Source organism: Nonomuraea sp. NPDC049709, from assembly GCF_040674815.1.
In the GTDB taxonomy this organism is placed as follows: Bacteria; Actinomycetota; Actinomycetes; order Streptosporangiales; family Streptosporangiaceae; genus Nonomuraea.
This window is the reverse complement of record NZ_JBFANM010000069.1, coordinates 27,190-50,802: the sequence shown is the minus strand read 5'-3', so window position 1 is coordinate 50,802 and position 23,613 is coordinate 27,190. Positions and strand designations below refer to the sequence as shown.

The 23,613-nt window shown below is 71.6% G+C and carries 23 protein-coding genes; 13 read left to right on the top strand and 10 right to left on the bottom strand.

Features of this window, described 5'->3' with window-relative positions; all coding sequences use genetic code 11:
* The first annotated feature begins 182 nt into the window (after positions 1-182).
* The 6 genes from AB0J69_RS46580 to AB0J69_RS46555 all read left to right on the top strand — a co-directional run bounded on the left by AB0J69_RS46580 (position 183) and on the right by AB0J69_RS46555 (position 9,124).
* Positions 183-3,215 (top strand): ABC transporter permease, encoded by a 3,033-nt coding sequence (locus tag AB0J69_RS46580; RefSeq protein WP_364132062.1) that lies wholly within the window; start codon positions 183-185, stop codon positions 3,213-3,215.
* On the top strand, positions 3,212-5,794 hold the full coding sequence (locus tag AB0J69_RS46575; RefSeq protein WP_364132061.1) for an FtsX-like permease family protein: 2,583 nt from the start codon (positions 3,212-3,214) through the stop codon (positions 5,792-5,794). The genes AB0J69_RS46580 and AB0J69_RS46575 overlap by 4 nt, the downstream gene beginning before the upstream one ends.
* Before the next feature lie 340 nt (positions 5,795-6,134).
* The gene (locus AB0J69_RS46570) at positions 6,135-6,467 is read left to right on the top strand and encodes a hypothetical protein (RefSeq protein ID WP_364132059.1); all 333 of its coding nucleotides are present in this window, start codon (positions 6,135-6,137) and stop codon (positions 6,465-6,467) included.
* A complete protein-coding gene (locus AB0J69_RS46565; RefSeq protein WP_364132057.1) occupies positions 6,464-6,895 on the top strand; it encodes a S26 family signal peptidase in 432 nt (143 codons plus the stop codon). Before AB0J69_RS46570 ends, AB0J69_RS46565 begins: the two co-directional genes overlap by 4 nt.
* Positions 6,885-8,723, top strand: a complete 1,839-nt coding sequence (locus AB0J69_RS46560) for an ABC transporter ATP-binding protein (RefSeq protein ID WP_364132056.1) — start codon at positions 6,885-6,887, stop codon at positions 8,721-8,723. Before AB0J69_RS46565 ends, AB0J69_RS46560 begins: the two co-directional genes overlap by 11 nt.
* A 215-nt stretch (positions 8,724-8,938) precedes the next feature.
* On the top strand, positions 8,939-9,124 hold the full coding sequence (locus AB0J69_RS46555) for a hypothetical protein (RefSeq protein ID WP_364132054.1): 186 nt from the start codon (positions 8,939-8,941) through the stop codon (positions 9,122-9,124).
* Between the two features lie 53 nt (positions 9,125-9,177).
* Here AB0J69_RS46555 and AB0J69_RS46550 read toward each other — a convergent pair whose 3' ends face one another.
* The 8 genes from AB0J69_RS46550 to AB0J69_RS46515 all read right to left on the bottom strand — a co-directional run bounded on the left by AB0J69_RS46550 (position 9,178) and on the right by AB0J69_RS46515 (position 15,484).
* On the bottom strand, positions 9,178-9,912 hold the full coding sequence (locus tag AB0J69_RS46550) for a BTAD domain-containing putative transcriptional regulator (protein ID WP_364132052.1): 735 nt from the start codon (positions 9,910-9,912) through the stop codon (positions 9,178-9,180).
* 152 nt (positions 9,913-10,064) lie between these two features.
* The gene (locus tag AB0J69_RS46545; protein WP_364132051.1) at positions 10,065-10,295 is read right to left on the bottom strand and encodes a hypothetical protein; all 231 of its coding nucleotides are present in this window, start codon (positions 10,293-10,295) and stop codon (positions 10,065-10,067) included.
* Positions 10,296-10,344: 49 nt separating this feature from the next.
* Positions 10,345-10,779: a S26 family signal peptidase gene (locus tag AB0J69_RS46540; protein WP_364132050.1), complete on the bottom strand. Its 435-nt coding sequence runs from the start codon at positions 10,777-10,779 to the stop codon at positions 10,345-10,347.
* A 5-nt stretch (positions 10,780-10,784) separates the two neighbouring features.
* On the bottom strand, positions 10,785-12,596 hold the full coding sequence (locus tag AB0J69_RS46535) for an ABC transporter ATP-binding protein (RefSeq protein WP_364132048.1): 1,812 nt from the start codon (positions 12,594-12,596) through the stop codon (positions 10,785-10,787).
* Complete coding sequence (locus AB0J69_RS46530) at positions 12,593-13,111, bottom strand: TlpA disulfide reductase family protein (protein WP_364132047.1); 519 nt, start codon at positions 13,109-13,111, stop codon at positions 12,593-12,595. The genes AB0J69_RS46535 and AB0J69_RS46530 overlap by 4 nt, the downstream gene beginning before the upstream one ends.
* Positions 13,111-13,629 carry a MauE/DoxX family redox-associated membrane protein gene (locus AB0J69_RS46525; RefSeq protein ID WP_364132046.1) on the bottom strand — a complete coding sequence of 173 codons (519 nt, stop codon included), beginning with the start codon at positions 13,627-13,629 and terminating at the stop codon, positions 13,111-13,113. The genes AB0J69_RS46530 and AB0J69_RS46525 overlap by 1 nt, the downstream gene beginning before the upstream one ends.
* Positions 13,630-13,739: 110 nt before the next feature.
* Positions 13,740-14,504: an ABC transporter permease gene (locus tag AB0J69_RS46520; protein ID WP_364132045.1), complete on the bottom strand. Its 765-nt coding sequence runs from the start codon at positions 14,502-14,504 to the stop codon at positions 13,740-13,742.
* A complete protein-coding gene (locus AB0J69_RS46515) occupies positions 14,501-15,484 on the bottom strand; it encodes an ABC transporter ATP-binding protein (RefSeq protein ID WP_364132044.1) in 984 nt (327 codons plus the stop codon). The genes AB0J69_RS46520 and AB0J69_RS46515 overlap by 4 nt, the downstream gene beginning before the upstream one ends.
* Positions 15,485-15,596: 112 nt before the next feature.
* Here AB0J69_RS46515 and AB0J69_RS46510 point away from each other — a divergent pair, with 112 nt between their 5' ends.
* Together AB0J69_RS46510 and AB0J69_RS46505 are read left to right on the top strand one after the other, a co-directional pair.
* Positions 15,597-16,706, top strand: coding sequence for a histidine kinase (locus AB0J69_RS46510; RefSeq protein ID WP_364132043.1), 1,110 nt, complete (start codon positions 15,597-15,599; stop codon positions 16,704-16,706).
* Positions 16,703-17,353 (top strand): response regulator transcription factor, encoded by a 651-nt coding sequence (locus AB0J69_RS46505; RefSeq protein ID WP_364132041.1) that lies wholly within the window; start codon positions 16,703-16,705, stop codon positions 17,351-17,353. The genes AB0J69_RS46510 and AB0J69_RS46505 overlap by 4 nt, the downstream gene beginning before the upstream one ends.
* A 9-nt stretch (positions 17,354-17,362) precedes the next feature.
* On the opposite strand, the gene AB0J69_RS46500 is transcribed toward AB0J69_RS46505, so the two are convergent.
* A complete protein-coding gene (locus AB0J69_RS46500; RefSeq protein WP_364132040.1) occupies positions 17,363-17,824 on the bottom strand; it encodes a MarR family transcriptional regulator in 462 nt (153 codons plus the stop codon).
* A gap of 108 nt (positions 17,825-17,932) precedes the next feature.
* On the opposite strand from AB0J69_RS46500, the gene AB0J69_RS46495 reads away from it, so the two are divergent.
* The 3 genes from AB0J69_RS46495 to AB0J69_RS46485 all read left to right on the top strand — a co-directional run bounded on the left by AB0J69_RS46495 (position 17,933) and on the right by AB0J69_RS46485 (position 19,558).
* Positions 17,933-18,277 carry a multidrug efflux SMR transporter gene (locus AB0J69_RS46495; RefSeq protein ID WP_364132039.1) on the top strand — a complete coding sequence of 115 codons (345 nt, stop codon included), beginning with the start codon at positions 17,933-17,935 and terminating at the stop codon, positions 18,275-18,277.
* A gap of 41 nt (positions 18,278-18,318) precedes the next feature.
* On the top strand, positions 18,319-18,639 hold the full coding sequence (locus AB0J69_RS46490) for a multidrug efflux SMR transporter (RefSeq protein ID WP_364132038.1): 321 nt from the start codon (positions 18,319-18,321) through the stop codon (positions 18,637-18,639).
* Between the two features lie 100 nt (positions 18,640-18,739).
* Positions 18,740-19,558 (top strand): transglutaminase-like domain-containing protein, encoded by an 819-nt coding sequence (locus AB0J69_RS46485; RefSeq protein ID WP_364132036.1) that lies wholly within the window; start codon positions 18,740-18,742, stop codon positions 19,556-19,558.
* A 118-nt stretch (positions 19,559-19,676) separates the two neighbouring features.
* Here the strand turns inward: AB0J69_RS46485 and AB0J69_RS46480 are convergent, their stop codons facing one another.
* Positions 19,677-21,542 carry a serine hydrolase domain-containing protein gene (locus AB0J69_RS46480; RefSeq protein WP_364132035.1) on the bottom strand — a complete coding sequence of 622 codons (1,866 nt, stop codon included), beginning with the start codon at positions 21,540-21,542 and terminating at the stop codon, positions 19,677-19,679.
* Positions 21,543-21,709: 167 nt separating this feature from the next.
* Between AB0J69_RS46480 and AB0J69_RS46475 the strand changes: the two genes are divergently transcribed.
* Together AB0J69_RS46475 and AB0J69_RS46470 are read left to right on the top strand one after the other, a co-directional pair.
* Positions 21,710-22,900: a histidine kinase gene (locus AB0J69_RS46475; protein ID WP_364132034.1), complete on the top strand. Its 1,191-nt coding sequence runs from the start codon at positions 21,710-21,712 to the stop codon at positions 22,898-22,900.
* Entirely contained in the window at positions 22,875-23,528 is a 654-nt protein-coding gene (locus tag AB0J69_RS46470) for a response regulator transcription factor (protein ID WP_364132032.1), read from the top strand. Before AB0J69_RS46475 ends, AB0J69_RS46470 begins: the two co-directional genes overlap by 26 nt.
* The last annotated feature ends 85 nt before the right edge of the window (positions 23,529-23,613 follow it).

Here is a 23,613-nt window from a genome sequence, read left to right as displayed (position 1 = left end):
ACCGGACATGCCGGCCACGATGAGCGGTGGCCGCCGCGAGTCTTGGTACTCGCATTCTAGGGCTGACTATGCGCTTAGTCATCGGTCACCGGTGATCACATGCACGTATCAGGTGCGTCAGCACCCTTGCCGCGGTCCTGCCCGCCCCCGAAGGTCTAATCAGCGGGGGAAGGAGGGAAGGAATGCGGGTGCCGCTGGTCGTCAAGCGGGCCCTTGACGAGCCGTTGCTCCTCCTGGCCGCGTTCGGGTCGATCCTGCTGGCGACGACCACGCTGGTGGCGCTGACGATGTACGCCTCCGCCATCGCCGGCGCGGGGGTGCGCAGGGCGATGGAGACGGCCTCGTACCGCCAGACCACCACCACCATCAGCGCCCAGGTCGACGCCACGACGTTCCCGCGGTACGACCGGATGGTGCGCGACGAGCTCGCCGCCACCTTTGGAGCGCCGCCGGCCGTCACCACCAGCCTGCGTTCGGACTCGTACGTCATGCCGGGGCAGGACGGCAAGGAGCTGCCCGAGCTGCTGCGGTTCGGCAGCCACGACGGGCTCGACCGGCACGCCCGGCCGGTCGAGGGCAGGTGGCCGCGGACCGGCGGGCAGGCCGTGGAGGCGGCGATCTCGGAGTCGGCGGCCGCGGCCACCGGGTTCGAGCTCGGCGAGGAGTTCGTCACGAAGGCCCGGCTCGACGGGCGCCCGGTCCGGGTCCGCGTCGTCGGCGTCTTCCGGCTCGACGACCCCGTGGGCGAGCGGTGGGCCGGTGAGGAGTTGCTGAGCCGGGGCATGGAGCGTGGCGAGTACACCACGTACGGGCCCCTGATGGTGGCGCAGGAGACGTTCGTCGCGCGCTTCGCCACCAGCGTCAGGGCCGTCTGGGCGGCCGAGCCGGATCTCGGCGCGCTGACGCCCGAGCGGCTGCGCCCGCTGGCGGAGACCGCCGGCCGGGTGGGCGAACGGCTGTCGGCGGCCGGCTGCGCGAACTGCCTGACCGCCGGCGACCTGCCCGAGCTCCTCACCCAGCTCGACACCGCGTCCCTGGTGGCCCGCTCCACCATGCTGATCCCGGTGCTGCAACTGCTGGTGCTGGCCGGGTACGCGCTGATGCTCACCGCGCGGCTGCTGGCCGACCACCGCCGCATGGAGATGGCGCTGCTGCGCTCGCGCGGCGCGGGCACGGCTCGGCTGGCGGCGCTGGCGGGCGGTGAGGCGCTGCTGGTCGCGGTCCCGTGCGCGATCGTGGCGCCGTTCCTGGGGCCGCCGGTGCTCGCTCTGATCAGCCTGCTGCCCTGGATCAGGTCCTCGGGGGTGCGGCTGGCGCCGGTGACGGACGTGGGGACGTTCCTGGTCTCGTTCGGGGTGGCGCTGGCCGCGGCCGTCCTGCTGGCGCTGCCGGCCGTGGCGGGCGCGCGGCGCACGTACGTGGAGGAGCAGTCGGCGCGCGGCCGTGGCGGCCGGCGCGGCCTGATCCAGGGGGCGGGCGCGGACCTGGCGCTGCTGGCGGTGGCCGCACTGGCGATCTGGCAGCTCCAGCGCTACGGCGCGCCGGTCACCGCGACGGCGGCGGGCGGGCTCGGCATCGACCCGCTGATCATCTCCGGCCCGGCCCTGGCCCTGCTCGCGGGCGGCCTCCTGGGGCTGCGGCTGGTGCCGCGCGTGTCGCGGATGGCCGAGCGGCTGACCTCGCGCCGGCCCACCCTCGCCCCCGCGCTGGGCGCCTGGCAGGTCAGCAGGCGGCCGCTCAAGTACGCCGGCCCCGCGCTGCTGCTGACCCTGGCCATCGCGATCGGCGTCGTCTCCATGGCCACCACCTCCACCTGGCAGGCCTCGCAACGCGATCAGGCCGATCATCAGGCGGCGGCCGACCTGCGCCTGTCGGGGCCCTCCGAGGGGCCTGAGCTGGGGGCGCTCGGCCGTGGCACGGCGGTCACGGCGCTGCCCGGCATCACCGCCGCCTCGCCCGCCTTCAGGGCACCGACCGAGGTGGGCGGCGAGAGCGCGCTGCTTCTCGCCCTGGACGCGGGCCGGTTCGGCGAGCTGTTCCGCCTGCGCCCCGACCTGTCGGCGCGGACGGTCGCGGAGCTGTCCGTGGCCCTCGCCGGCGACCGGGCGGGCCGGCTGGAGCTGCCCGGACGGCCGCGCGCCCTCACCGTGCGGGTCGATTCACGCGCCGCCGGGCCGGCCCGGCTGGTGCTGTCCGACGCGCTGGGCGTGTGGCGCGACCTGCCGCTCGGTGAGCTGCGGGAGGGCGGCAACCGGATCGAGCTCGACCTGGCCCCGCTGGCCGGACGGGCCGGCACGATCGCCTATCCGCTGTCGGTACGCGGCCTCGTGGCGGGCGAGCAGCCCGGCCTGAGGTTGACCGGGCTGAGTGCGGACGGCCGGGACGTGCCGGTGGCCGGGGCCGTCGCTCATCCGCGTGGCGTGATCGCCTTCGGGCCGTCGCGGGAGCACCGGCCGCTGCCCGTGGTGGTCACCTCCGGCCTGGCCGCCGCTCTCAAGCTGGACGTCGGGCAGGGCGGGTCTGTCCGCTTCGCCGGCCGGGTCCTGCGGATCGAGGTAGTGGGCACCGTGGCGAGCATGCCCACGAGCGCCCCGGACCAGCAGGCCGTGCTCGCCGACTGGGAGACGCTGCAGACGCACGAGCTGGCCGCGGCGCAGCCGTCCCGGCCCGCCACCGAATGGTGGCTCGCCACCGCCGACTCCGCGCCCGCGCGGGAGATCCTCCGCCGCAACCCCCAATGGGACGTGACCACGGTGGACCGGCGGGAGCTGGCGGCCGAGCTGCGCGACGATCCGCTGGCCGCCGCGCTGCAGGGCGGGCTGACGCTGGGGTTCGCCGCGGCGCTGGGGCTCGCGGTGCTCGGGTTCCTGGTGAACACCGTGGTCGCGGCGCGGGAGCGGCGGGCCGAGTTCGCCGTGCTGCGGGCGCTGGGCGCCGGCTCCCGACAGGTGTTCGGGATGCTGGCCACGGAGCAGGCGTTCGTCATCGGGCTGTCGCTCGCGTCCGGCACCGGGCTCGCCGTGGTCGTCGGGAACCTGGTGGTCCCGCGTGTCGTACTGACCGGGCAGGCGTCGGCGGTCACGCCCGGCGTGCTGTTCCACATCCCGTGGGCGGCCGTGGCCGCGATGCTGGCCCTGGTGACGGTGGTGCTGGTCGCGATCGTCGCCGGGCTGGCCCGGCGCATGTGGCGGGGACAGACCTTGGAGGAACGGTGAGGATCCCCCTGGGCGTCCGGGCGCACGCGGGCACGTCGGCGCTGCTCGTCGTGCTGACGGCGGTCGCCTGCCTGCTCGTCGCCGGGCTGCCCAGGACGATGCAGGCGTCGTTCGACGAGGCGCTGCGCCGGTCGCTGACCGAGGCGGACGCGGTGCGGACCGACCTGACCGTCGCCGGGGCTCCGGCCCTGCCCGCCGGTGAGCTGCACTCACGCGCGGAGTTCGAGAGCGGCGACCTCCACTGGCGCCGGCTCATCCCGGCGGCGCTGCGGCCCCTGATCGGGCCCGGCGGCCACATCAGCGCCAAGACCTACCGCACGCCCGACAGCGGGACGAGCGGGATCCGCACCTTCGTCAACCTCGGCTGGCTGTCCGACGCCGCCCGGCGCGTGGACTGGGTGCGGGGCCGCGCGCCCGGCGAGCCGTCCACCATGCGGTACCGGGGGGCGACGATCCCGGTCATCGAGGTGGGCGTCGTGGAGGAGGCCGTGGCCCGGATGGGGCTGCGCGTCGGCCAGACCAGGATGCTCGGCGAGAGCGCGCACACGGCCGCGAAGATCGTCGGCGTATTCAGGGCCAAGGACCCGGCCGACCGCTCCTGGAGCCACGACGCCGACGTCCTGCATGTCACCAGGGTCGTGCCGACGGACGGGCCGGAGGAGCTCCACACCACGACGCTGATGTCGGACGACGGGCTGAGCGCGCTGACCAACAAGGCCCGTACCCTGACCTACCGCTGGGTCCTCCCTCTCGACGGGCGGGCGGCGAGCGCCCTGGAGGTGCCGGGCGTCGAAGCCGCGGTCGCCGAGTTCCAGCGGCAGGTGGACGTCCAAGGGACGGGCACCACCGGCTACCGCATGGTCACCGGGCTGCCCCAGTTGCTCGCCGGCTTCCTGGCCGCGCTGTCCGCCGCGCAGACCGTCATTTACCTGGTGCTCGGCGGCCTGTTCGCGGTCGCGCTCGGCGTGATCGCGCTGGGCGTGCGGCTGCTGACCGACCGGATGGAGAGCACGCTGGCCCTGGCACGGGCGCGCGGCGCCTCGCTGTGGCAGGTGGTGGCGGCCGGGGCCGCGCTGACCGCGCTCACGGTGGGGCCCGCGGCCCTCGCCGGGTACGCCCTGTCGTTCCTCCTGCCGGGGCCCGTGCTGCCGGTCGTGCACCTCGGGCCGGCGGTCGTGGTCGTCACCGCCGTGGCCTTCGCCGTGGTGCGCCTGGTGCTCGCGCATCGCACGCCGCTGCGGGAGCGCCGTGCCGATCTGGTCACCGTCCGGCCGTCCGCGCGGCGGGTGACGGTGGAGGCGCTGGTCGTCGTGCTCGCGCTGGCGGGGGCGTACCTGCTGCGGGCCCGGGGGCCGTCCGGCACCGCGCAGCAGGATCCGTTCCTGCTGCTGATCCCGGTCGCGCTGACGCTCGCGGCCGCGCTGATCACCTTGCGGTGCTACCCCTACCCGCTGCGGCTGCTCGTCCGGCTGGCCGCCCGCGGGCGGGCGGCCGTGCCGTTCCTGGGGCTGACCAGGGCGGCCAGGGAGCGGTCCGTGGGCGCGCTGCCGGTGCTGATCCTGCTGCCCGCGCTGAGCCTGTCGGTGTTCGCCGCGGTGGTCCACGACGGGATCACCACCACGCAGCGGCTGGCGTCCTGGCAGAAGGTGGGGGCGCCGATCAAGCTGACGTCGGTCGCGAACATCCCGCCCGACGCCATCGAGCGGGTCCGCCGCACCCCCGGGGTCGAGAAGGTGGCGCTCGCGCTGACGGGCCGGGTGCAGATCGGGGCCACGGGGGAGTGGCCGTACGCCGTCGCCGTGGACCTCGCGCAGTGGCGGCAGGTCAATGAGGACGCGCCCATCAGCCTGCCCGCGCTGTCCGGAGGCACGTCCGCGCTGCTCTCGCCCGCGCTGGGCAGCCGGGGCGCCTTCGAGATCATGTGGTTGTCACCGGTACGGCTCACCGCCCAGGGCGTGATCGACGCGGTGCCCGGGTTCTACTCCAGCGGGCAGTTCCTCCTCGTGCCGCGGGAGGTGTTGCCCTGGCCCGCGGCCAACACATTGCTGATCAAGGGCGACATCCCGCCCGCCGAGCTGGCGCGGCTGGTCCCGTCGGCCACCGTCGAGACGCAGGAGGCGGCGCTGGCGGCCATCCGGGCCGACCCGCTCACCGGAACGGTCCGGACGACGATGGTCGTGGTGACGGTGGCGCTGGGGGCGTACGCACTGGTCGCGATCGTCCTGTCGCTGGCCGCCGGGGCGGCCGGGCGGGCCAGGGCGGTCTCGCTCCTGCGTACGCTCGGGCTGTCCGACCGGCAGGCCCGGCGGCTGACCCTGCTGGAGCTGCTGCCCGTCGTCCTCGTCACGGCGCCGGTGGGCGTGGCCCTGGGCATGGGCCTGCCGGCCGCGCTCGGGCCGGGTGTGGACATGTCCGCATTCGCCGGTGGCCTGCCCGTGGCCGACCACACGCCGGGCCTGCTCACGCCCGTGGCGCTGGCGGCCGGGCTGGGCCTGTGCGCCGTGCTCGGGGCGTACGTGCACACGGCCATGAGCCGCCGCCGCAACCTCGACGCCGCCCTCCGCGTGGGCGACCCCTGACCCGGCCGGGCTAGCGGCGCGCGAGGGCAGGGCTAGCGGGATCACGAAATATCCAGATCGTGGATCTCCTGCTCGTCGCGTGCCAGGTCCCTTTCGGGGCAGTGCTCGCCGTCGCCGCGTTCGCCAGGCCGCGCAGCCGCGCGGGCCTGCGCCCGTTCGCGTCCATCCCGGTGACGGTGCCGGAAAGGCGGCGCCTTCCGGTGGCCGGCGTGGTCGCGACGTGTGCGGCGGCGACGGCTGCGCTCATGGCGATCCCGGAACCAGGGGCCGGTCCTCAGCCGGATCACGCTTGGCGCGTTCAGCCTGGTGATCGCTGTCCGGACAGAACGGGGAGGGCGTGATGCAGTACCTGGTCGCCGCGGTCGTGCTGGTCGGTCTGCTGGGCATGGTCAACTTGCTGCTGACCGTCGGCGTGATCCGCCGCCTGCGCGGGCAGAGCTCGCCGCCGTCGCTGCCGGCGGACGGCCTCTCGCCCGGTGCGAGGGTCCCGCGGTTCATCGAGCGGCTCGCGGAGGTGGCACGTGTCGTCACGGAGGCGCCGCAGGGCCCCCTTCAGACGGCGTTCAAGGTCAACGCGTACCCGACGGTCATCACGATCGACGCCGGGGACACGGTCGTCAGCAGCGGGCACACCATGCCGCACACCATGCCCGCCGAGGTCAAGGCGTCGTGAGGCGGGCGTTCCTCGCGGTGGCGGGCGGGCTCGCGGGTCTGGCCCTGCTGGCCGTACGGCTGCGCGCGACGTACCTGGTGATCCGCGTCAGCGGCGACAGCATGGCCCCGGCGCTGACCCATGGGGACCGGCTGCTGGCCCGGCGCACGGACCTGGCGGCGCTGCGCAAGGGGCAGATCGCCGTCGTCTCGAGCCCGCACCCGATCGGCAGCGAATTCCTGATCAAACGTGTCGCCGCCCTGCCTGGCGATCCGGTCCCGGAGCGGGTACGGAGGGTCGTCGCCGACGACGTCGTCCCGGCCGGCAGGTTCGTCCTGATCGGTGACAACACCGAGGTCAGCTTCGACTCCCGCGAGCACGGCTTCTTCCACGCCGACGACCTCCAAGCCGTCACCGTCAGGAAGCTGGAGCGGCAGCATGGCCGTTGACGGGGTGCGCCTGACCGCTTCCGCGCGTGCGGCGGCGGCCATCTGCTGGAGCGGCGCCGCCGGTCCCATGATCGGGTACGCGCTCACCCTGCTGGGCACGGCCACGACGCCGGTCGCGGTGGCCTGGCTGACCAAGCTGGTCATCGACGGCCTCACCGGGGCGGCCTCCCTGTCGGAGCTGCTGGGCCTGGCCGCCGGGCTGGCCGGTACCGGTGTCGCCGCCGCGATCCTGCCGCACGCCTCGCGGTACCTCGGCAGCGAGATCGGCCGCGCCATGGCGGCCACCACGACGGACCGGCTCTTCGCGGCCACGGCACGATTTCCCGGGCTCCGGCCCTTCGAGGATCCGCGCTTCCTCGACCGGCTGCGCCTGGCCCAGGAGGGGACGTCCAGGGCGGACAGCATCGTCACCGAGGCATTCGGCCTGGTCCGCTCCGCTGTCACCGTGATCGGCTTCGTCGGGTCCATGCTGGTGATCAGCCCGGCCATGACGCTGATCGTGCTGTGCGCCGCCGTGCCGGCACTCATCGCGCAGCTGAAGCTGTCCCGCCGGCGCACGACCATGATGTGGGAGATCGGCCCCGCGGAACGACGGCAGCTCTTCTACAGCACCCTGCTCGGCACGATCGAGGCGGCCAAGGAGATCAGGCTCTTCAACCTGGGCGGATTCCTGCGCGGCCGCCTCATGGCGGAGCTGTCGACGGCTCAGGCGGCCAAGCGGCGGATGGACCGCAAGGAGCTGTCGGCGGAGGGGGCGCTCGCCCTGCTGTCCGCCGTGGTGGCCGGTGGCGGGCTCGTCTGGGCCATCGCCGCGGCCCGGACCGGCACGCTCACCGTCGGGGACGTGTCGATGTTCACCGTCGCCGTCGTCGCCGTCCAGGGCGGGCTCGACACCCTGGTCAACGGCATCGCGATCACCGATCACAACCTGCGGCTCTTCGGCCACTACGTGGCGGTGGTCAGGGCCGAGGCCGACCTCGTCGTGCCGGCCGCCCCCGCGCCGCTGCCGCCGCTGCGCCGGGGGATCGAACTGCGCGACGTGTGGTTCCGGTACAGCGACGACCATCCGTGGATCCTGCGCGGCGTCGACCTGCTCATCCCGTACGGCGCGGCCGTGGCACTGGTCGGGCTCAACGGCGCGGGCAAGAGCACGCTGGTCAAGCTGCTCTGCCGGTTCTACGACCCGAGCCGGGGAGCGATCCTCTGGGACGGTGCCGACCTGCGCGAGGTCCGGCCGGAGGCGCTGCGGGAGCGGATCAGCGGCGTCTTCCAGGACCACATGGCCTACGACTTCTCCGCCCGCGACAACATCGGCGTGGGAGACGTCGGTGCCCGTGACGACCTGGACCGGATCCGCGCCGCCGCGCGGAAGGCCGGCGTGGACGAGCTGCTGGCGTTCCTTCCCCGCGGCTACGACACGCTGCTCACCCGGATGTTCACCAGCGAGGAGGACCGCGAGGACTCCTCGACCGGCGTCGTGCTCTCCGGCGGACAGTGGCAGCGAACCGCCCTGGCCAGAGCCTTCCTCCGCGACGGACGGGACCTGATGATCCTCGACGAGCCGAGCTCGGGTCTCGATCCCGAAGCCGAGGCCGACGTGCACGCCCGGATGCGCCACCACCGCGCCGGCCAGACGAGCCTGCTCATCTCCCACCGGCTGAACACGGTGCGGGACGCCGACCTGATCGTCGTCCTGAAGGACGGGGCCGTCGCCGAGCGGGGAGGCCACGACGAACTCATGGCGGTGGACGGCACCTACGCCCGTCTCTTCCGTCTACAAGCCCGCGGATATCACGAGACAACTCCCCGTGAAATCCGCGCCCAGTGAACCCCGAGACAGGAAAGGAGGTGAAACAGAATGCTGGACAAGCTTATCGACCGGTTGATTCCCACGGTCAAGGCTGACGCCGCGTGCGTCCCGAGGTGCGTGCAGATCGGCCCCGGCCCGACTCCTGGGTGCTACAGGATGCGGTGCACCAATGCCGACTGCACCGTCAAGACGGTCATCGTGTGCGAATAATTCGCTGAAGAAAGGTGGGACAGGTGAAATCCATCACCGCTCTGGCGGATCGGATCGTCGCCTTCGTCGTACCGGCCGGCGATGCGCAGGCCGCCTGCACCGCACGTTGCATTCTCGACCACACAACCTGCACCGGCAGCATTTGTTGCGCCTACTTCAAGTGCTGGAGGAGCGACTGCTCGCCCTACTGGAAAAAGCAGTGCGCCTAGGTAGGTAAAGGGATCGCCCTCTGGCCGGCGCCGGCCAGAGGGCACTTTCTTTGCTAGAGCGACGCGCCGCGGAGTATCTCCTGATGCTGCCGGCGCAGGTGGTCGGCCGGTTCGATGCCGAGCTCCGTGCTGAGGATGTCACGCATGCGCCGGTAGGCGGCGAGCGCTTCGGCCCGGCGGCCGCGCCCGGCCAGGGCACGCAGCAGCATCTCCCACAGGGATTCACGGAAAGGGTGGGCCTCGACGAGGCGCTCCAGTTCCGGGATGACCCCGGTGTGAAGGCCGAGCCGCAGTTCTGCCTCCAGCCAGAGCTCGGATGCGGTCAGGTGCATCGCGTCCAGGCGGCGGCGCTCGCAGCGGACGGTTTCGACGTCGATCTCCGGCACCAGCGGACCGTGCCACATGTCCAGAGCCTCGCGCAGCAGCCCGGCTGCCATCGCCGGACTGCCCGCGGTCAGAGCCTGCGATCCCCGGGTGAAGCGCTGCTCGAACGCCCTGATGTCCACCGCCCGATCCGGGACGACCAGGGTGTAGCCGTTCCCGAGGGTGGTCAGGTCGACGCCGTGGGCGGCCAGCGGCGCCAGAGTGCGCCGCAGGCGGTAGACGTACGTTTGCAGACTCGCTTTCGCCGTCGCCGGCGGCTCGTCCGGCCAGAGCTCCGTCATCAGCCGATCCACGCTGACCACTCCGCCCGGACGCAGCATGAGAACGGCGAGGATCGCCTGCTGCTTCGCGGCTCGGACGTTGATCGCGCGGCCCCCGCCGTCGACCACCGCCAAGCGTCCCAACAGTTGGAACATCGTGCACCTCCGATCGACATTGTGCTGATCGCCGGTATGTTCCAGGTATGGCAGGCGGCGTACAGGAGCTGCGCACATGAAAGGGCCGGACATGCTCCTGTTGAAGGGAACTGTCCGGCCCCGGTGCGGTCGCTACGCGGCTAGCAACATCTGCGCTCGAGAGTGGTCCGCACCCCGAAGGTGCTGCCCGGCCCCCAGTTGCACGCGTACTTGTCCTTCATCGACCTGCTGCCGCAGGCGGGGTTGTAATAGCACCGCCCCCACCAGTAGCCGCCAATGGGCCGGTTGTAGCACTTGACGACGGCGCCGGCAGAGTCCTCGGGCAGGACCAGGGACAGGGCGCGGTCCGCGAGCCCGGTTATGATCTTCACGTTTTTCTTCCATTTCTTCGTCTACGGTCTCAGAACTCGGTCAGTTGATCTATGCCGTCTCCTTTACTGACGGCCCCGCATATCCAGGGGACAGCTTTCGGCAAGTGATGGCATGAATGTCGGCGAGCGGAAAGTAGCCGTGGTCCCGCGAGTCGTAGCTGCCCTCGCTGTTGTCGCCGAGCAGGACGACATTTCCGACGGGGATACGATCTTCGGCCACCACCGGTGCCACCGAGGGCGGAACGGGATCGCCCGGCAATCCGGCGATCCGCTTGACGAGGAAGGTCGCACCGACGAATCGAGGTGCGCGGACCACCGCGATCTGGCCGCGCCGGAGAGCCGACGCGGTCACGCGCCGGGCAAGCAGCCGATCTCCGTCGGTCAGGGTGGGGGCCATGCTGTCGCCATCGACCCGGATCACGGAATACGTCGCGCGCAGCCGTACGATCAACATGGCCAGCGCGCAGCTCGCGACGAGGAGCACCCACCTCACAGGGCCGCCGCCTCTTCCGGCTCGCGGTACCCGGTCGCCTGGAGGTTGAAGAGCCGTGCGTAGGGGCCGCGGGCGGCCATGAGGGCGTCGTGCTTTCCGGCTTCCCGGATGGCGCCGTCCTCCAGAACGATGATGAGGTCGGCGTCGCGCACGGTGTTGAGCCGGTGAGAGATGAGCAGGCTGGTGGCGCCGTGGCGGCGGCGCCGGGTCCGGGAGTGCACGTCGGCCTCGGCCTCGGGGTCCAGCCCGGCGGAGGGCTCGTCGAGGATCACGAGGTCGCGGTGACCGCGGAACATCGCGCGGGCCAGCGCCGTGCGCTGCCATTGCCCGCCGCTGAGCACCACACCCGTGTCGGGGTCGTCCTTGTCGTCCTCGCTGAAGAACGTCCGCGTGAGCAGGGTGTCGTACCCGCGAGGAAGGGAGGAGAGCTTGTCGTCGATCCCGGCCTCGTGAGCGGCCCCGCGGATCCGGGTCTCGTCCTCACGGGCGGGGACGAAGCCGATGGAGACGTTGTCGGCCGCGGACATGTCGTAGGCCATATGGTCCTGGAACACCCCGCTGATGCGGTGCCGCAGATCATCGGGGTGCACGTCACGGATGTCGACGCCGTCCCACGTGATGCTTCCGTGCTGCGGGTCGTAGAACCGGCACAGGAGCTTGACGAGGGTGGACTTGCCGGCCCCGTTCAGACCGACGACGGCGACCGACGCGGCGGCCGGGATGAACAGGTTCAGGCCGCGCAGGATCCAGGGGTGATCCTCGCTGTAGCGGAACCACACGTTGGTCAGCTGGATGCCGCGGCGCAGCCGGGGCAGTGGCGCGGGCTCGGCGGGGATGGGCAGGTCGGGTTCGGCCGAGGTCACGGCCACGTAATGGCCGAACATGAGCAGATCCTGGTGGAGAGCGGCGATACCGATGATCAGCCCGTTGAGGGCGGCCTGGACGGCGGCGATGGCGGCGATCAGCAGGGACACGTCGCCGATGCTCAACGCGCCGGAGCCGGCCGAGATGACGGCCCAGATCAGCCCGCCGCCCGCGACCACGGAGCCCAGCAGCGTCAGCAGGCCCTCGACGGACAGTTCCTTGAGGTCCATCCGCCGGCGTGCGGCGTTGGACGTGCGCAACTCGGTCATCATGCGGCCGCGCAGGAAACGGCCGCTGTTGAACAGACGGATCTCCTTCGCCGCCGCGATCGTGGTGAGCAGATCGCCGTAGAACATCTGGCGTCGTTCGGCCGGGCCGATGTCCCACATCATCGCGGCGCGACGATGCGACAGCCGCAACTGCGCCACCAGCGCGGGAACCCCGGTCGCCAGGACGATCCCCGTGAGGACCGGACTGACCATCAGGAGGGAGCCGACCATTCCGGCCAGCGTGATCACCGCGCTCGCCACCGCCAGGCATCCGGTGACGACCTCCTGTCCCGTCGACAGGCTGTTCTTCGCCAACCGCAGCTGGTCGTGGAAGTTGGGGTCCTCGAACCGTCGCAGCCCGGCGAACCGCAGCGTCGCGGAGAACAGCTGGGTGGTGGTCTGGGTGGTGAACAACCTGCCCATCTCGCTGTTGAGGTACTGCATGAGCTGGGGCAGCACCGTCAGCAGGACGCCCGCGGCGGCCAGCCCGACCGCGAGGGTGCTCAGCTCGGCCGCCGATCCCTGTCCCGCCAGGGAGTCGACCACCAGCTTGGTCAGCCACGCCACCGCGATCGGCGCGATCGCCTCAACGATCATCACCAGGACATAGACCGCCATCAGTCCCGGGGCCGCGCGCAGGGCGACCCCCGCGGCGGCCTTCGCCGTTCCGATCATGTGCTGACCGCGGCGGGCAACATGGGATTGTTGTCGGTGACCCTGCGGTCCGCACCGATCTCGAAGACGGTCGGATAGCCGGCGACCTGGAAGGCGCCCTGAATGGCGCCATGAGGTGCCTCGACCACGACACGTGCCACCTCAGCGAGGCGTTCGACGTCGGCGACGGCCTCCTGGTCGCTGTCGGTGACGACGACGGCGAGCACGGCAGCCGGGGTACGGCGGGCATGGTCGATGAAGCGCGGCATCAGTTCCCTGCACGGCTCGCAGGACGGGGAGAAGAAGCCGACCAGGGCGGGCCCATCGATCAGCGCATCGGAGATCGGCTCGCCATCGGTGGTCGTGGCGGCGAACTCAGGGATCTCCTCCCCGATGGCGAGCCCGTCCTCCATGGGCGGCAGGGATGCCGCCGAAGCGGCCTGCTTCCGCAGCCGGCGGATCACTCCGACCGTCAGCAGGAGGTTCAGCAGGCACAGCACGCCGACCAGGACGACGGCAACGATCAGATACGGCATCACGCACTCCCCGAAACTTCCATGAACAAATCGGCGATGTCGTCAAAGACGATCAGGAGGATGGCGCCGACCAGCCCGACCGGCACCGCCAGGGCGAGGCCGGCCACGGTTACCGGGCCGCCGGGAGACATCAGCGCCACCGAACCCAGCGCGATGACGAGCAGCAGAAGCCCGTTGCGGACCAGATGCACCGGGCCGAGCGGGGTCACGGACGCGCCGAAGCACTGGCAGGCCTCGCGCTGCCCCCGGCGAAGGGAAACAGCGATCCACGTGGAGAACGCGATCAACAGCAGCCCGCCGGCGGCCAGCCCCGCAGGTGGAAACACGATCAAGGTCACCGCGGTGACGACCTCCATGGCCGCCGTTGCCCCGGCAGCCGGGAACCGGGCCGGGCCGGGCAGCAATCGCAGGGTGGCGGCGAAAGACTGTAGTGCGGCACGGCTGCGCAGTTTCGAGTACGCGGAGACAACGAAGACCGTGGCGAGCAGGGCTTGGCTCGCCACCAGCACGTGAACCATGACCCCAGATGCTCTTCCGGCCCATTAGCCCGGCGATAGCGCGCCGGTAGCGCGGTCCGCGGCGCGTGCTGACGGCCGCCGGCCGTGATCATGCCCGGCCGGCCCCGCGGCTAGTCCCAGCGGAAACAGGCGGCCGCGACGACACCGCCGAGCAGCAGGCTCACGGCCAGGCCGATCAGGTGGGCGGGTGGCACGGGCGCGCCCACCCAGGTGGCCGACATGGCCTGGACCGAGGCACCGAACGGCAGCCAGGCGCCCACCGACGCGACCACGTCGGGAAGGCTGCCGCGCCCGCCGAACATGCCGCCGAGGGCGCCGAGCGCGAAGAACAGCGCCAGGCCGATCGCCACGGCGGAGTTCGGGGTGGGCGCGAGCGCGGCGACGATCATCCCGACGGCGTACATCGTGGCCGTGGACAGCGCGAGGACGCCGATCGCCGCGCCGGCGTTCACCGGCGGCTTCGCCCCGAACGCCACCATCGCCAGGAGCCACGCGGCCGCGATGCCCAAGCCCGTCTGCAGCACGCCCACGGTCACCTGCGCGACGAGGACCATCGCGGGCGAGGCCGGTGTCACCGCGAGCCGCCGCAGGATCCCGCTGCGGCGGTAGTAGGCCAGGAAGGACGGCATGTTCACGATGCCGGTCGTGGCCACCACCATCGTGAACACCAGCGGCAGCACGTGGACGTCGAGCGCCGTCCGGCCGTTCGCGACGACCTCGTCGCCGGCCGCCGACGCGTTCATCACCAGGATGAGCATGGGCAGGCCGATCGGCACGATCAGCCCGGCGGTGTCGCGGACGACCATCTTCAGCTCGCAGGTCAGCATCGCGGCCCAGGACCGGAGCCCGGGGCGGTGCACGGCGATGTCCGTCATCGAAGCGCCTCCTTCTCGTCGTCGTGCCGTCCTTCGTCCCGCAGTCCGTCGTCGTGGCGGTCGGTGTCCAGGCGGCGTCCGGTGAGGGCGACGAAGGCATCGTCCAGGGTCGCGCGCTCGCCCCGCGTCTCGGTCACCACGACGCCGGCGCGTACGAGCGCCACGCTCACGGCCTGGAGCAGGTCGCCGCGGCCCTCGACCACGACCCGGCCGCCGTCGGCGCGCACCCGCTCGACCTCGTCCAACCCTTCCAGCAGCCCCTCCGGTAGGGGCTCCGCCGCCAGGAAGGTGACCCGCTGGGCGAACCCGGCCCGGCGGACGAGCCCCGAGGGCGAGTCGAGGGCGACGACCCGCCCCGCGTCGAGCAGCGCGACCCGGTCGCACAGCCGCTCGACCTCCTCCATCGCGTGACTGACGAGCAGCACGGTCACGCCGCCGTCACGCAGGCGCTCGACGGTCGACCACATCTGGCGGCGCGCCTGCGGGTCGAGCCCGGTCGTGAGCTCGTCGAGGATCACCACCCGGGGCCGCCCCACCAGGGCCAGGGCGATGGACAGCCGCTGCTGCTGGCCGCCGGAGAGGTTTTGGAAGCGGACGTCGCGGGAGCCGGTCAGGCCGACCGACTCGATGAGCTCGCCGGAGTCCAGCGGGTCGCGGTAGAAGGTCCCGTACAGGTGGACCAGTTCGGCGACCGTGAGCGCGGCGTGCAGATGGCTCTCCTGCAGTTGCACCCCGAGGAGTTGCCGCAGCCGGGCCCGGTCGCGTCGCGCGTCCAGGCCGAGCACGCGGACGGTGCCCCGGTCGGGCCGCCGGAGGCCGGCGACCAGCTCGACGGTGGTCGTCTTGCCGGCCCCGTTACGTCCGAGGATGCCGAAGATCTCGCCGGTGGGGATCGCGAGGCTGACCTCGTCGACGGCGACCTTCGAGCGGTAGCGCTTGTGCAGGCCGTCCGCTTCGACGGCCAGTGATGTTCCAGGCATGTCCCCGACGTTAGGAGCGGGCGGGCCACCGGAGCCTGTGCCGATCGTCAGCCCGCGCACCCGTGACTTTCGGCACCCCCAGCGCCGTCCGCCGCCCGATTAGAGTGATTTCATGCGGCGAATCGGGCCGGACACCTGGGCGGGTCTGGCGGTGCTCCTGATGTGCGTCGCGGTGGGGACGCCGACACTGCTCGGCGGGACCGAGACCGTCCTGCCCCGCGCCCTATGGGCCGTGCTGTTCGCCGGGTTGCTGGCCACCTTGCTGGTCGCCGCCTTGAGCGTGGAGAGCCGTGGGTGGCCGGCGCGGATCTCCTACGGCGTGGCCGTGGTCCTGAGCTGGCTCACGGTCCTGGCGGCGCCCGGTGCCGGATGGCTGCCGATCCTGCTGGTCTTCACCGCGGCTCTGAGCGCGTACGTCCTGCCGTGGTGGGCCGGGCCGGTGGTGATCGCCCTCAACACCGTCGTGATCGGCCTGGCCGCGAGCCGCACCGAGGCCACCGCGACCGGGGTGCTTCTCGGCGCGGCTCTCTACCTGCTGATCCAGTCGGCGACGCTGCTGAGCACGGTCGCGATCATCCGGGAGCAGCGGATGCGCCGCGAGCTCGCCGAGGCGCACGTCGAGCTGCGCGCGGCCAGCGTCGTGCTCGCCGACTCCACCCGCGCCCACGAGCGCCTGCGCATCGCCCGCGAACTTCACGACCTCATCGGCCACCAGCTCACGGCGCTCACCCTCGAACTGGAGGTCGCCCGGCACCACGACGGCCCCGCCGCGCGCGAACACATCGAGCGCGCGAACCGGGTGGCCAGGGAGCTGCTCGGGGACGTACGGCAGACCGTCGGCCGGCTCCGCACCGACGCGCCGGACCTGCGCGAGTCCCTGACCGCCGTGGTACGCGACATCCCCGGCCTCGACATCAGCGTCCACATCGACGAGGACGTGCACACCACCGAAGAGCTGACCATGACGCTGACCCGCGTCGTCCAGGAGATCGTCACCAACACCATCCGCCACGCGGACGCGACTCGCCTGCGGATCCGCATCGAGACCGCTCCGGATCGCACCCTGCGGCTCACCTCCGTCGACGACGGCCGCGGCACGTACGAGATCAGGCCCGGCAACGGGCTGTGCGGCCTGACGGAGCGGATCGCCGCGGTCGGCGGCGACGTACGGCTCGACGGCAGCGACGGCTTCCGCGTCACCGCCCGGGTGCCCGTGCCATGATCCGCGTGCTCGTGGTCGACGACCAGACTCTCGTCCGGCAGGGCATCCGCAGCCTGCTCGACCTGACCGACGACATCGAGGTGGTGGGGGAGGCCGACGACGGCATGACGGCGCTGGCCGCCATCGCCGAGCACACCCCCGACGTCGTCCTCCTCGACCTGCGCATGCCGCGCCACGACGGCATCTGGGCCCTCACCGCCCTGCACGACGGCACCGCGGACGCGCCCCCGGTCCTCGTCCTGACCACGTTCGACAACGACACCCTGGTCCTCGACGCGATGCGCGCGGGTGCCTGCGGCTATCTCCTCAAAGACGTCACCCTGGAACAACTCACCCACGCCATCCGCGTCCTGGCCGACGGCGGCACCCTGATCTCCCCGTCGATCACCGACCGCCTCCTCCGCGCCGTCCACCGCCGCCGCCCGCCGGCCGACATCGGCCTTGCCCCGATCCAGCAGCTCACGGAACGGGAGCTGGAGGTGCTCCGGCTGGTCGCGGAGGGCTACAGCAACCGCGAGATCGCCCGCGCTCTGTTCCTCGCCGAGGGCACGGTCAAGAACCACGTCTCGACCGTCCTCCTCAAACTCGGCGCCCGCGACCGCACCAATGCCGTGTTACGGGCCCTGCACGAGAACGTGCTGGGCTGACGCACTTTCTCAGCGCGGAGCGCCCAGCACCGTAAGGGCGGCGGCGAGTCGCGGGTCCGCCTGTCCCGCCTCCGCCAAGGCGGCGTTCAGCGTCTCCTCGTAGGTACGGTTCGCCTCGGCGTATCTGGCCCGGCCAGTCTCGGTGATGACCGTGTAGACGCCGCGCTTGTCGTCCGGGCACAGATCCCGGTAGGCGAAGTCCGCCGCGTTCAGCCGCGACACCAGGCGCGTCACCGAGCTCTGGTTGAGCCCGACTTTGTCGGCCAGCTCCTGCATGCGCAGCTCGTTGGTGGGGGAGGCGGCGAGGTGGCCGAGCGCGCGGAACTCGGACAGGCCGATGCCGTGCCGTCGCTGCAGCGCCGTGGCGAGTTTGCTCTCCACGTGGGTGTGCAGGAGGAGGATGCGCTGCCAGGTCGCGGCGATGTCCGAGACGGCCGGCGCCGGGACCGGGGCGGGGGCTGCAGGAGTCATGAAAACCTCTTCGTGCGTACGGAGACCGGCTTGACAGAAGCATACATGTACATGCAACATCCCTTCCAAGAGAACAATTTGCACATACATACAAATAGGAGGGCCCTTGTGGCCTGGATCTACCTGCTCATAGCGGCCGTCTTCGAAGTCGTCTTCGCCCTGGCCACCAACGCCACCGAGGGCTTCACCCAGCTGTGGCCGTCCCTGCTCACGGCCGCCGCGGCGGCCGGCGGGATCTTTTTCCTGAGCCTGGCGCTCAAGACGCTGGACGTCGGCGTCGGCTACACCATCTGGACCGGCATCGGCTCGGTCGGCACGGTCGTGCTCGGCGCCGTGATCTTCGGCGAGGAGATCACCATCTGGAAGGCGCTGGCCTTCGTCCTGATCATCGGCGGCGTGCTGGGCCTCAAGCTCTCCGACCGCCTGGCCTCCGAGAAGCCGTCCGCGGCCTGAACACCCTGCTCCGTCACTTCGCGCCTGAAGGAAACGTCATCATGGCCTGGATCTACCTCTCCATCGCGATCGTCTTCGAGATCGGCTTCGCCCTCGGCACCAACGCCACCAAGGGCTTCACCCGCCTCTGGCCGTCGGTCTTCACGCTGCTGTCGGCCGCCGGTGGCATCTTCACCCTGAGCCTGGCGCTCAAGACGCTGGACGTGGGCGTCGGTTACACCATCTGGACCGGCGTCGGCTCCATCGGCACGGTCATCCTCGGCGCCCTCATCTACAAGGAGAAGATCACCCCCGCCAAGCTCGGCTCGTTCGCCGCGATCATCGGCGGCGTCGCCCTCCTCAAGATCGCCGCGGGGATCTGATCCGCGACGGCCGGGCCGCGCCGGTCGCCAGGTGCCGTCCCCACCCGGCCTGACCAGGCGCGGCCGGCATCTTGTCGGTGAGTCTGGTTACGCTGCCGCCATGCCGATCGACTACGCGCGTCCCGGGATCTTCACCACGCTCGACGCCGACCAGTTACCGCTGGCCGAGGCGTTGCCGTCCGATCCGGTGGAGATCTGCCGGGCGGTGCGCGGGCTCGTCGTCCATCCCGGAGAGACCGCCATGCTGGAGCTCCCCGAGGGCCGCATGGTGGAAAAGAACCTGCGGCCCGCGAGCGCCATCGTCCGCGCGCTCGCCCGGCTCGACCCGGCGCCACTCGACGTGCCCCGCCCGCCGCACCTGCGGGTGGTGGGCACCTGCCGCCACTTCGCCACGCTGAGCGTCGCCCTGCTCCGCCTGCGCGGCATCCGGGCCCGGGCGCGGGCGGGCTTCAGCACCTACTTCGCCGCAGGAAAGAGCGTCGACCACTGGATCACCGAATACCGGTCCGCCGGCGAGGGGCGCTGGGTGCGCATCGACAGCCAGATCATCGACGGGCACCCGGTCGTGCGGCCCGAGGACCTGGCGCAGGGTGAGTTCCTCACCGGCGGCGAGGCCTGGTCCCTCTACCGGAAGGGAACGGTGGACCCGGACACGTTCGGGGTGTTGGGCACGACGCACGCGTGGGGCGTCGCCGAGATCCGCGGCAACGCGATCCGCGACCTGGCCGCGCTGGCGACGATGGAGACACTGCCCTGGGACGAGTGGGGCCGCATGACCGCCTCCTACGAGGGCAAGACCGGCCCCGACTACGATCTGCTGATCGACGAGGTGGCGGCCGTCTGCGCGGCCGACGACCCGGGCGCCGTCGACCGCCTCTACCGCAGCGCGGAGCTCCAGGTCCCCGACGGGATCCGATAGGGCGCCGCTCGCCGGGTGCCGCCGGCGTGGCCGACGGTTTCCTCGGTGTCCATGGGTCGCCCCGGGCGCCGGGTCCGGCTCGCAGGTCCGCGTCCACCGCGCCGCCGGCCCCCGTGTGTCAGCCGAATCGCCAGCCGAGCAGGTTCCAGTGCTGGCAGAACCAGACGAGGAGCAGCAGTCCGGCCAGGAGGATCACCTGGTGGACACGGGCCAGGACGCCGACGTGCTGTTGCCTCCAGCCGATCACGGTGGTGGTGACCGCGGCGACGGTGAGGGCGAGGAGCAGCGGGGGAAGCAGCAGCAGGGCCCGGAGCGTCGGCGGCACGCCGTACAGGATGCTGGTGTCGCCGGTCAGCGTCAGCGCGAACATGACGACGAACGCCAGCCCGACGATGCCGGCCAGACCGGAGAGGAGGCGGCCGGCGCGCCAGGCACGAGGCGTCCGCGAGGGGCGTTTCCGCAGTCGCCGGACCCCGGCGGCCAGCGGCAGGCCGAGCACGGCCGTCAGGGCGGTGACGGCGAACAGCAGCACCACGGCGAGGTTCACCAGAGGGGTGTCCCACCAGGGGATGAGCTCGTAGGCGGGACCGTCGGTGGCCGCGTACGTGACACCGGAGCCGTTCGTGACGAACGCCAGTCGCTGGGAGCCGCCGTCCTGCTGGTAGAGCCCCGGACCCAGGGGGCGCCATGTCGCGCCCTTGAAGGCGATCCTCCCGCCGTCCTCGACCCGCAGCCGGGAGGAGTTGGTGAGGGTGAGCACCCTCTCGATGGTCGACTCGACGGTTCGGGCCGGCTTGTAGAAGCCCGCTACAGGCGTGCCCGACTTGCCGGAAGGGGCCGGGGGCGCAGCGCGGTCGCCGGGGAGGAACCGGTCGAAGAAGGCGGGAATGAGTTGGGTGACGGCATCGATGCCGCCGACGCTGTTCGTGGAGACGAACAGGCCGAGGCCGGCGTCGGGCACCAGCAGCAGCGCGCTCTGGAAGCCCTCCCAACTGCCGTCGTGCATGATCACGCGATGCCCGTTGAGGGTCTGCTCCTTGAACCCGTGGGCGTACCCGTCGATGCGGGGGTCGGCGGCGAAGGACCGCTGGTGCATGAGACGGGCGGTGGGCTGGTCGAGGAGGGGTCCGCCGGCCAGATGGGCGATCATGAAGCGGGCCATGTCGTTCGCGGTGGCGCTGATCGATCCGTCGGGCGGGAGGTTGTCGAAGACGAAGGGCTTGCGCTGGTACGTCCCTTCTTCGTGGGCATAGCTGCGTGCCAGGCCGGCGGCCAAGGGGGCCGGGACGGGCTCGGCGGCGGTACTGTGCCGCATGCCGAGCGGGTCGAGGATGTGCTCCTGTACGTACTGGTCGTACGGCTGCCCGCTCACCTGCGCCACGATGTGTCCGGCCAGCGCCGCGCCATAGTTCGAATAGGCCGGCACCTCCCCGGGCGGGCGAATCCGCGCCGGCATGTTCTCGGCGAGATACGTGCCCAGGGGCGGAACGTCGGCCTTGCGCCGCGCGCCCACGCCGATGGTGCGGTCCTCGAACCCGGCGGTGTGGTCCATCAGGTGCTCCAGCGTGATCGGCTGGGGGTACGTCGCGGGGACGCGGAAGGCGGGAAGATAGCAGTTCACGTCAGCGCGCAGGTCCAGCCGTCCCGACTGCACCTGCTGCATCACCGCGGTCCAGGTGAACAGCTTGGTGATCGAGGCGATCCGCACCAACGAGGTATCGGGGTCGAACGGCGTCCGGTTCTCGAGGTCGGCCAGGCCGTACCCCTTGCTGAAGAGTGTCCTTCCGGCGCCCACCACCGAGACCACCGCGCCCGGCACGTGGTTGGCCGGCAGCCCGCTCGCCATCGCGGCGTCGAAGAAGTCCGTGAGCTCACGGGTGCCGGGAATGCGCGCCGACGTCGCCGAAGCGGGGGCGGGCGGCCAGACGGCCGCGAGTGACAGGGCGGCGACGAGCAGCAGACGCGGGAGAGTGAATGGCCACACGGCGTGACTCCTGACCTTGTCGGGGTCATCAACGGTGCGGTCTGTGTGGCCACGATCGCATCGCCATCACGGCTAGGGCTGCATCACACTAAAGTCGGAGATTTCCGGACGGCTGACACCAACGCTCGTCTGAGGTGGCGCGATGCCACCCTGGCTACGCTGGATCGATGGTGTCGTACCAGGGCGTGCTACGACGGATCAGCACACTCAACCCGAACGCGATCAGCTCGGCCGCCGTGGCGTCGTGCCTGATCCTGACGGTCTTGGCGGTCAAGACGCCGTGGGCGCCGCTGCCGGGCGCGGTCATCGCCGCCTCCGGCCTGGTCGCCTCGGGTTCCGTGTGGTTCCGCGAGCGGTGGCCCACCGCGGTCGCCGCCGTCGGGGCGAGTGCGTACGCGCTGTCGGGCAACCCCGGGCCGCTGCTGATCGGCCTGTTCTCCGGTGCTGGGGCGCGGTTGGGCTCGCGGTTCGCGGCGCTGGCGATCACCGGCGTGGCAGGGTTCGTCGCACAGCAGTGGGTCGACGACGGCAGGTTCAGCGTGGACGCGCTGGTCTCCGCGCTCGCCGCCACCGGTGCCGTGCTGGTGACCGGCGGGTACGCCGCCACCCGCCGCGAGCTCACCCGATCGTTGCGGGAACGCGCGGAGCGCGTCGAGGCCGAACAACTTCTGCGCGACGAACATGCGAAGGCCGCCGAGCGCGGCCGGATCGCGCGGGAGATGCACGACGTGCTCGCACACAAGATCACCCTCATCTCGTTGCACGCCGGCGGATTGGAGGTCAACGCCGGCGCGGAACCGGCGCGGATCGAGCGGGAGGCGCTACTGATCCGGGTCACCGCGCAGGAGTCCCTGGAGGAGCTGCGGAAGATCGTGGGCGTGCTGCGTGCCGGACACGACGACCGGGGCGCCGACCTCCGGCGGTTGGTGCGGTCCTGGGCGTCAGCCGGCAACACCGTCACGCTGCGCGGCGACATCAGCGACCTCGACTCGTTGCCGGTGGCGACGGCCCGGGCCGCCTACCGGCTCGTCCAGGAAGGGCTGACCAACGCGCACAAGCACGCCTCCGGGGCGCCCGTCACCGTCTCGGTCGCGGGGAGCCCGAAGGACGGCGTCACGATCACGGTCGTCAACGAGCGATCGCGCCGGCCCGGTGCGCGCGCGTCCGGGGCCGGTGCCGGGAGCGGTGCCGGGAGCGGGGCCGGTGCCGGGCTCGTGGGCCTGGCCGAACGTTTCCGGCTGATCGGCGGAACGGTACGCGGCGCGCCCGACGATGCGGGAGGCTGGCGCCTCGAGGGCCGGTTGCCGTGGAATGCATCCGCGAGGGAAACACATGATCAGGACGCTATTGGTGGATGACGAGTCGCTGATCCGCGCCGGACTGCGGTTCATCTTCGACTCCGCACCCGACCTGGAGGTCGTGGGAGAGGCCGAGGACGGGGACCAGGCGATCGACGCCGTGCGCCGCCTCGGGCCGGACGTGGTCCTGATGGACATCAGGATGCCGCGGTCCGACGGCCTCGCCGCCACCGAGGCCATCCGCCGGCTCGCCCGGCCGCCCGCGGTCGTGATCCTCACCACGTTCGACAGCGACGAGCACGTCTTCAGCGCGCTGGAGGCCGGGGCCTGCGGGTTCCTGCTCAAGGACACTTCGCCGCACGACCTGATCCACGCCGTACGCCTCGCGCATGGTGGCGACTCGATGCTGTCCCCGCGGGTGACCCGGCGGCTGATCCAGCGGGTCACCACCGACGCGCCGATCCGGCGTCGCCGGGACGCGCTCGCCCGTCTGGAGACCCTCACCCGCCGTGAGCGTGAGGTGCTCACCGAGGTCGGGCTCGGCCGCTCCAACACCGAGATCGCGGTCAGCCTGCACATGAGCGAGGCGACCGTCAAAAGCCACATCTCCCACCTGTTCGACAAGCTCGGCGTCACCAACCGTGTTCAGGTGGCCATCGCCGCCTACCGTGCCGGCCTGGTGGACTGACCGGTCCCGCTCCCCGTCGGCGGGCTTTCGGTTTCGGCGAGGTTTCGGACTCTTGACAGGAGGATGGCCGGGCCTCAGTATCTTC

What these genes read in the sequence shown, in the direction of transcription:
- AB0J69_RS46580 (WP_364132062.1), top strand. Translation starts at nt 183, where the DNA reads ATGCGGGTGCCGCTGGTCGTCAAGCGGGCCCTTGACGAGCCGTTGCTC.
- AB0J69_RS46570 (WP_364132059.1), top strand. Translation starts at nt 6,135, where the DNA reads ATGCAGTACCTGGTCGCCGCGGTCGTGCTGGTCGGTCTGCTGGGCATG.
- AB0J69_RS46560 (WP_364132056.1), top strand. Translation starts at nt 6,885, where the DNA reads ATGGCCGTTGACGGGGTGCGCCTGACCGCTTCCGCGCGTGCGGCGGCG.
- AB0J69_RS46535 (WP_364132048.1), bottom strand. Translation starts at nt 12,596, where the DNA reads ATGATCGGAACGGCGAAGGCCGCCGCGGGGGTCGCCCTGCGCGCGGCC.
- AB0J69_RS46530 (WP_364132047.1), bottom strand. Translation starts at nt 13,111, where the DNA reads ATGCCGTATCTGATCGTTGCCGTCGTCCTGGTCGGCGTGCTGTGCCTG.
- AB0J69_RS46525 (WP_364132046.1), bottom strand. Translation starts at nt 13,629, where the DNA reads ATGGTTCACGTGCTGGTGGCGAGCCAAGCCCTGCTCGCCACGGTCTTC.
- AB0J69_RS46520 (WP_364132045.1), bottom strand. Translation starts at nt 14,504, where the DNA reads ATGACGGACATCGCCGTGCACCGCCCCGGGCTCCGGTCCTGGGCCGCG.
- AB0J69_RS46515 (WP_364132044.1), bottom strand. Translation starts at nt 15,484, where the DNA reads ATGCCTGGAACATCACTGGCCGTCGAAGCGGACGGCCTGCACAAGCGC.
- AB0J69_RS46510 (WP_364132043.1), top strand. Translation starts at nt 15,597, where the DNA reads ATGCGGCGAATCGGGCCGGACACCTGGGCGGGTCTGGCGGTGCTCCTG.
- AB0J69_RS46505 (WP_364132041.1), top strand. Translation starts at nt 16,703, where the DNA reads ATGATCCGCGTGCTCGTGGTCGACGACCAGACTCTCGTCCGGCAGGGC.
- AB0J69_RS46500 (WP_364132040.1), bottom strand. Translation starts at nt 17,824, where the DNA reads ATGACTCCTGCAGCCCCCGCCCCGGTCCCGGCGCCGGCCGTCTCGGAC.
- AB0J69_RS46490 (WP_364132038.1), top strand. Translation starts at nt 18,319, where the DNA reads ATGGCCTGGATCTACCTCTCCATCGCGATCGTCTTCGAGATCGGCTTC.
- AB0J69_RS46485 (WP_364132036.1), top strand. Translation starts at nt 18,740, where the DNA reads ATGCCGATCGACTACGCGCGTCCCGGGATCTTCACCACGCTCGACGCC.
- AB0J69_RS46475 (WP_364132034.1), top strand. Translation starts at nt 21,710, where the DNA reads ATGGTGTCGTACCAGGGCGTGCTACGACGGATCAGCACACTCAACCCG.
- AB0J69_RS46470 (WP_364132032.1), top strand. Translation starts at nt 22,875, where the DNA reads ATGATCAGGACGCTATTGGTGGATGACGAGTCGCTGATCCGCGCCGGA.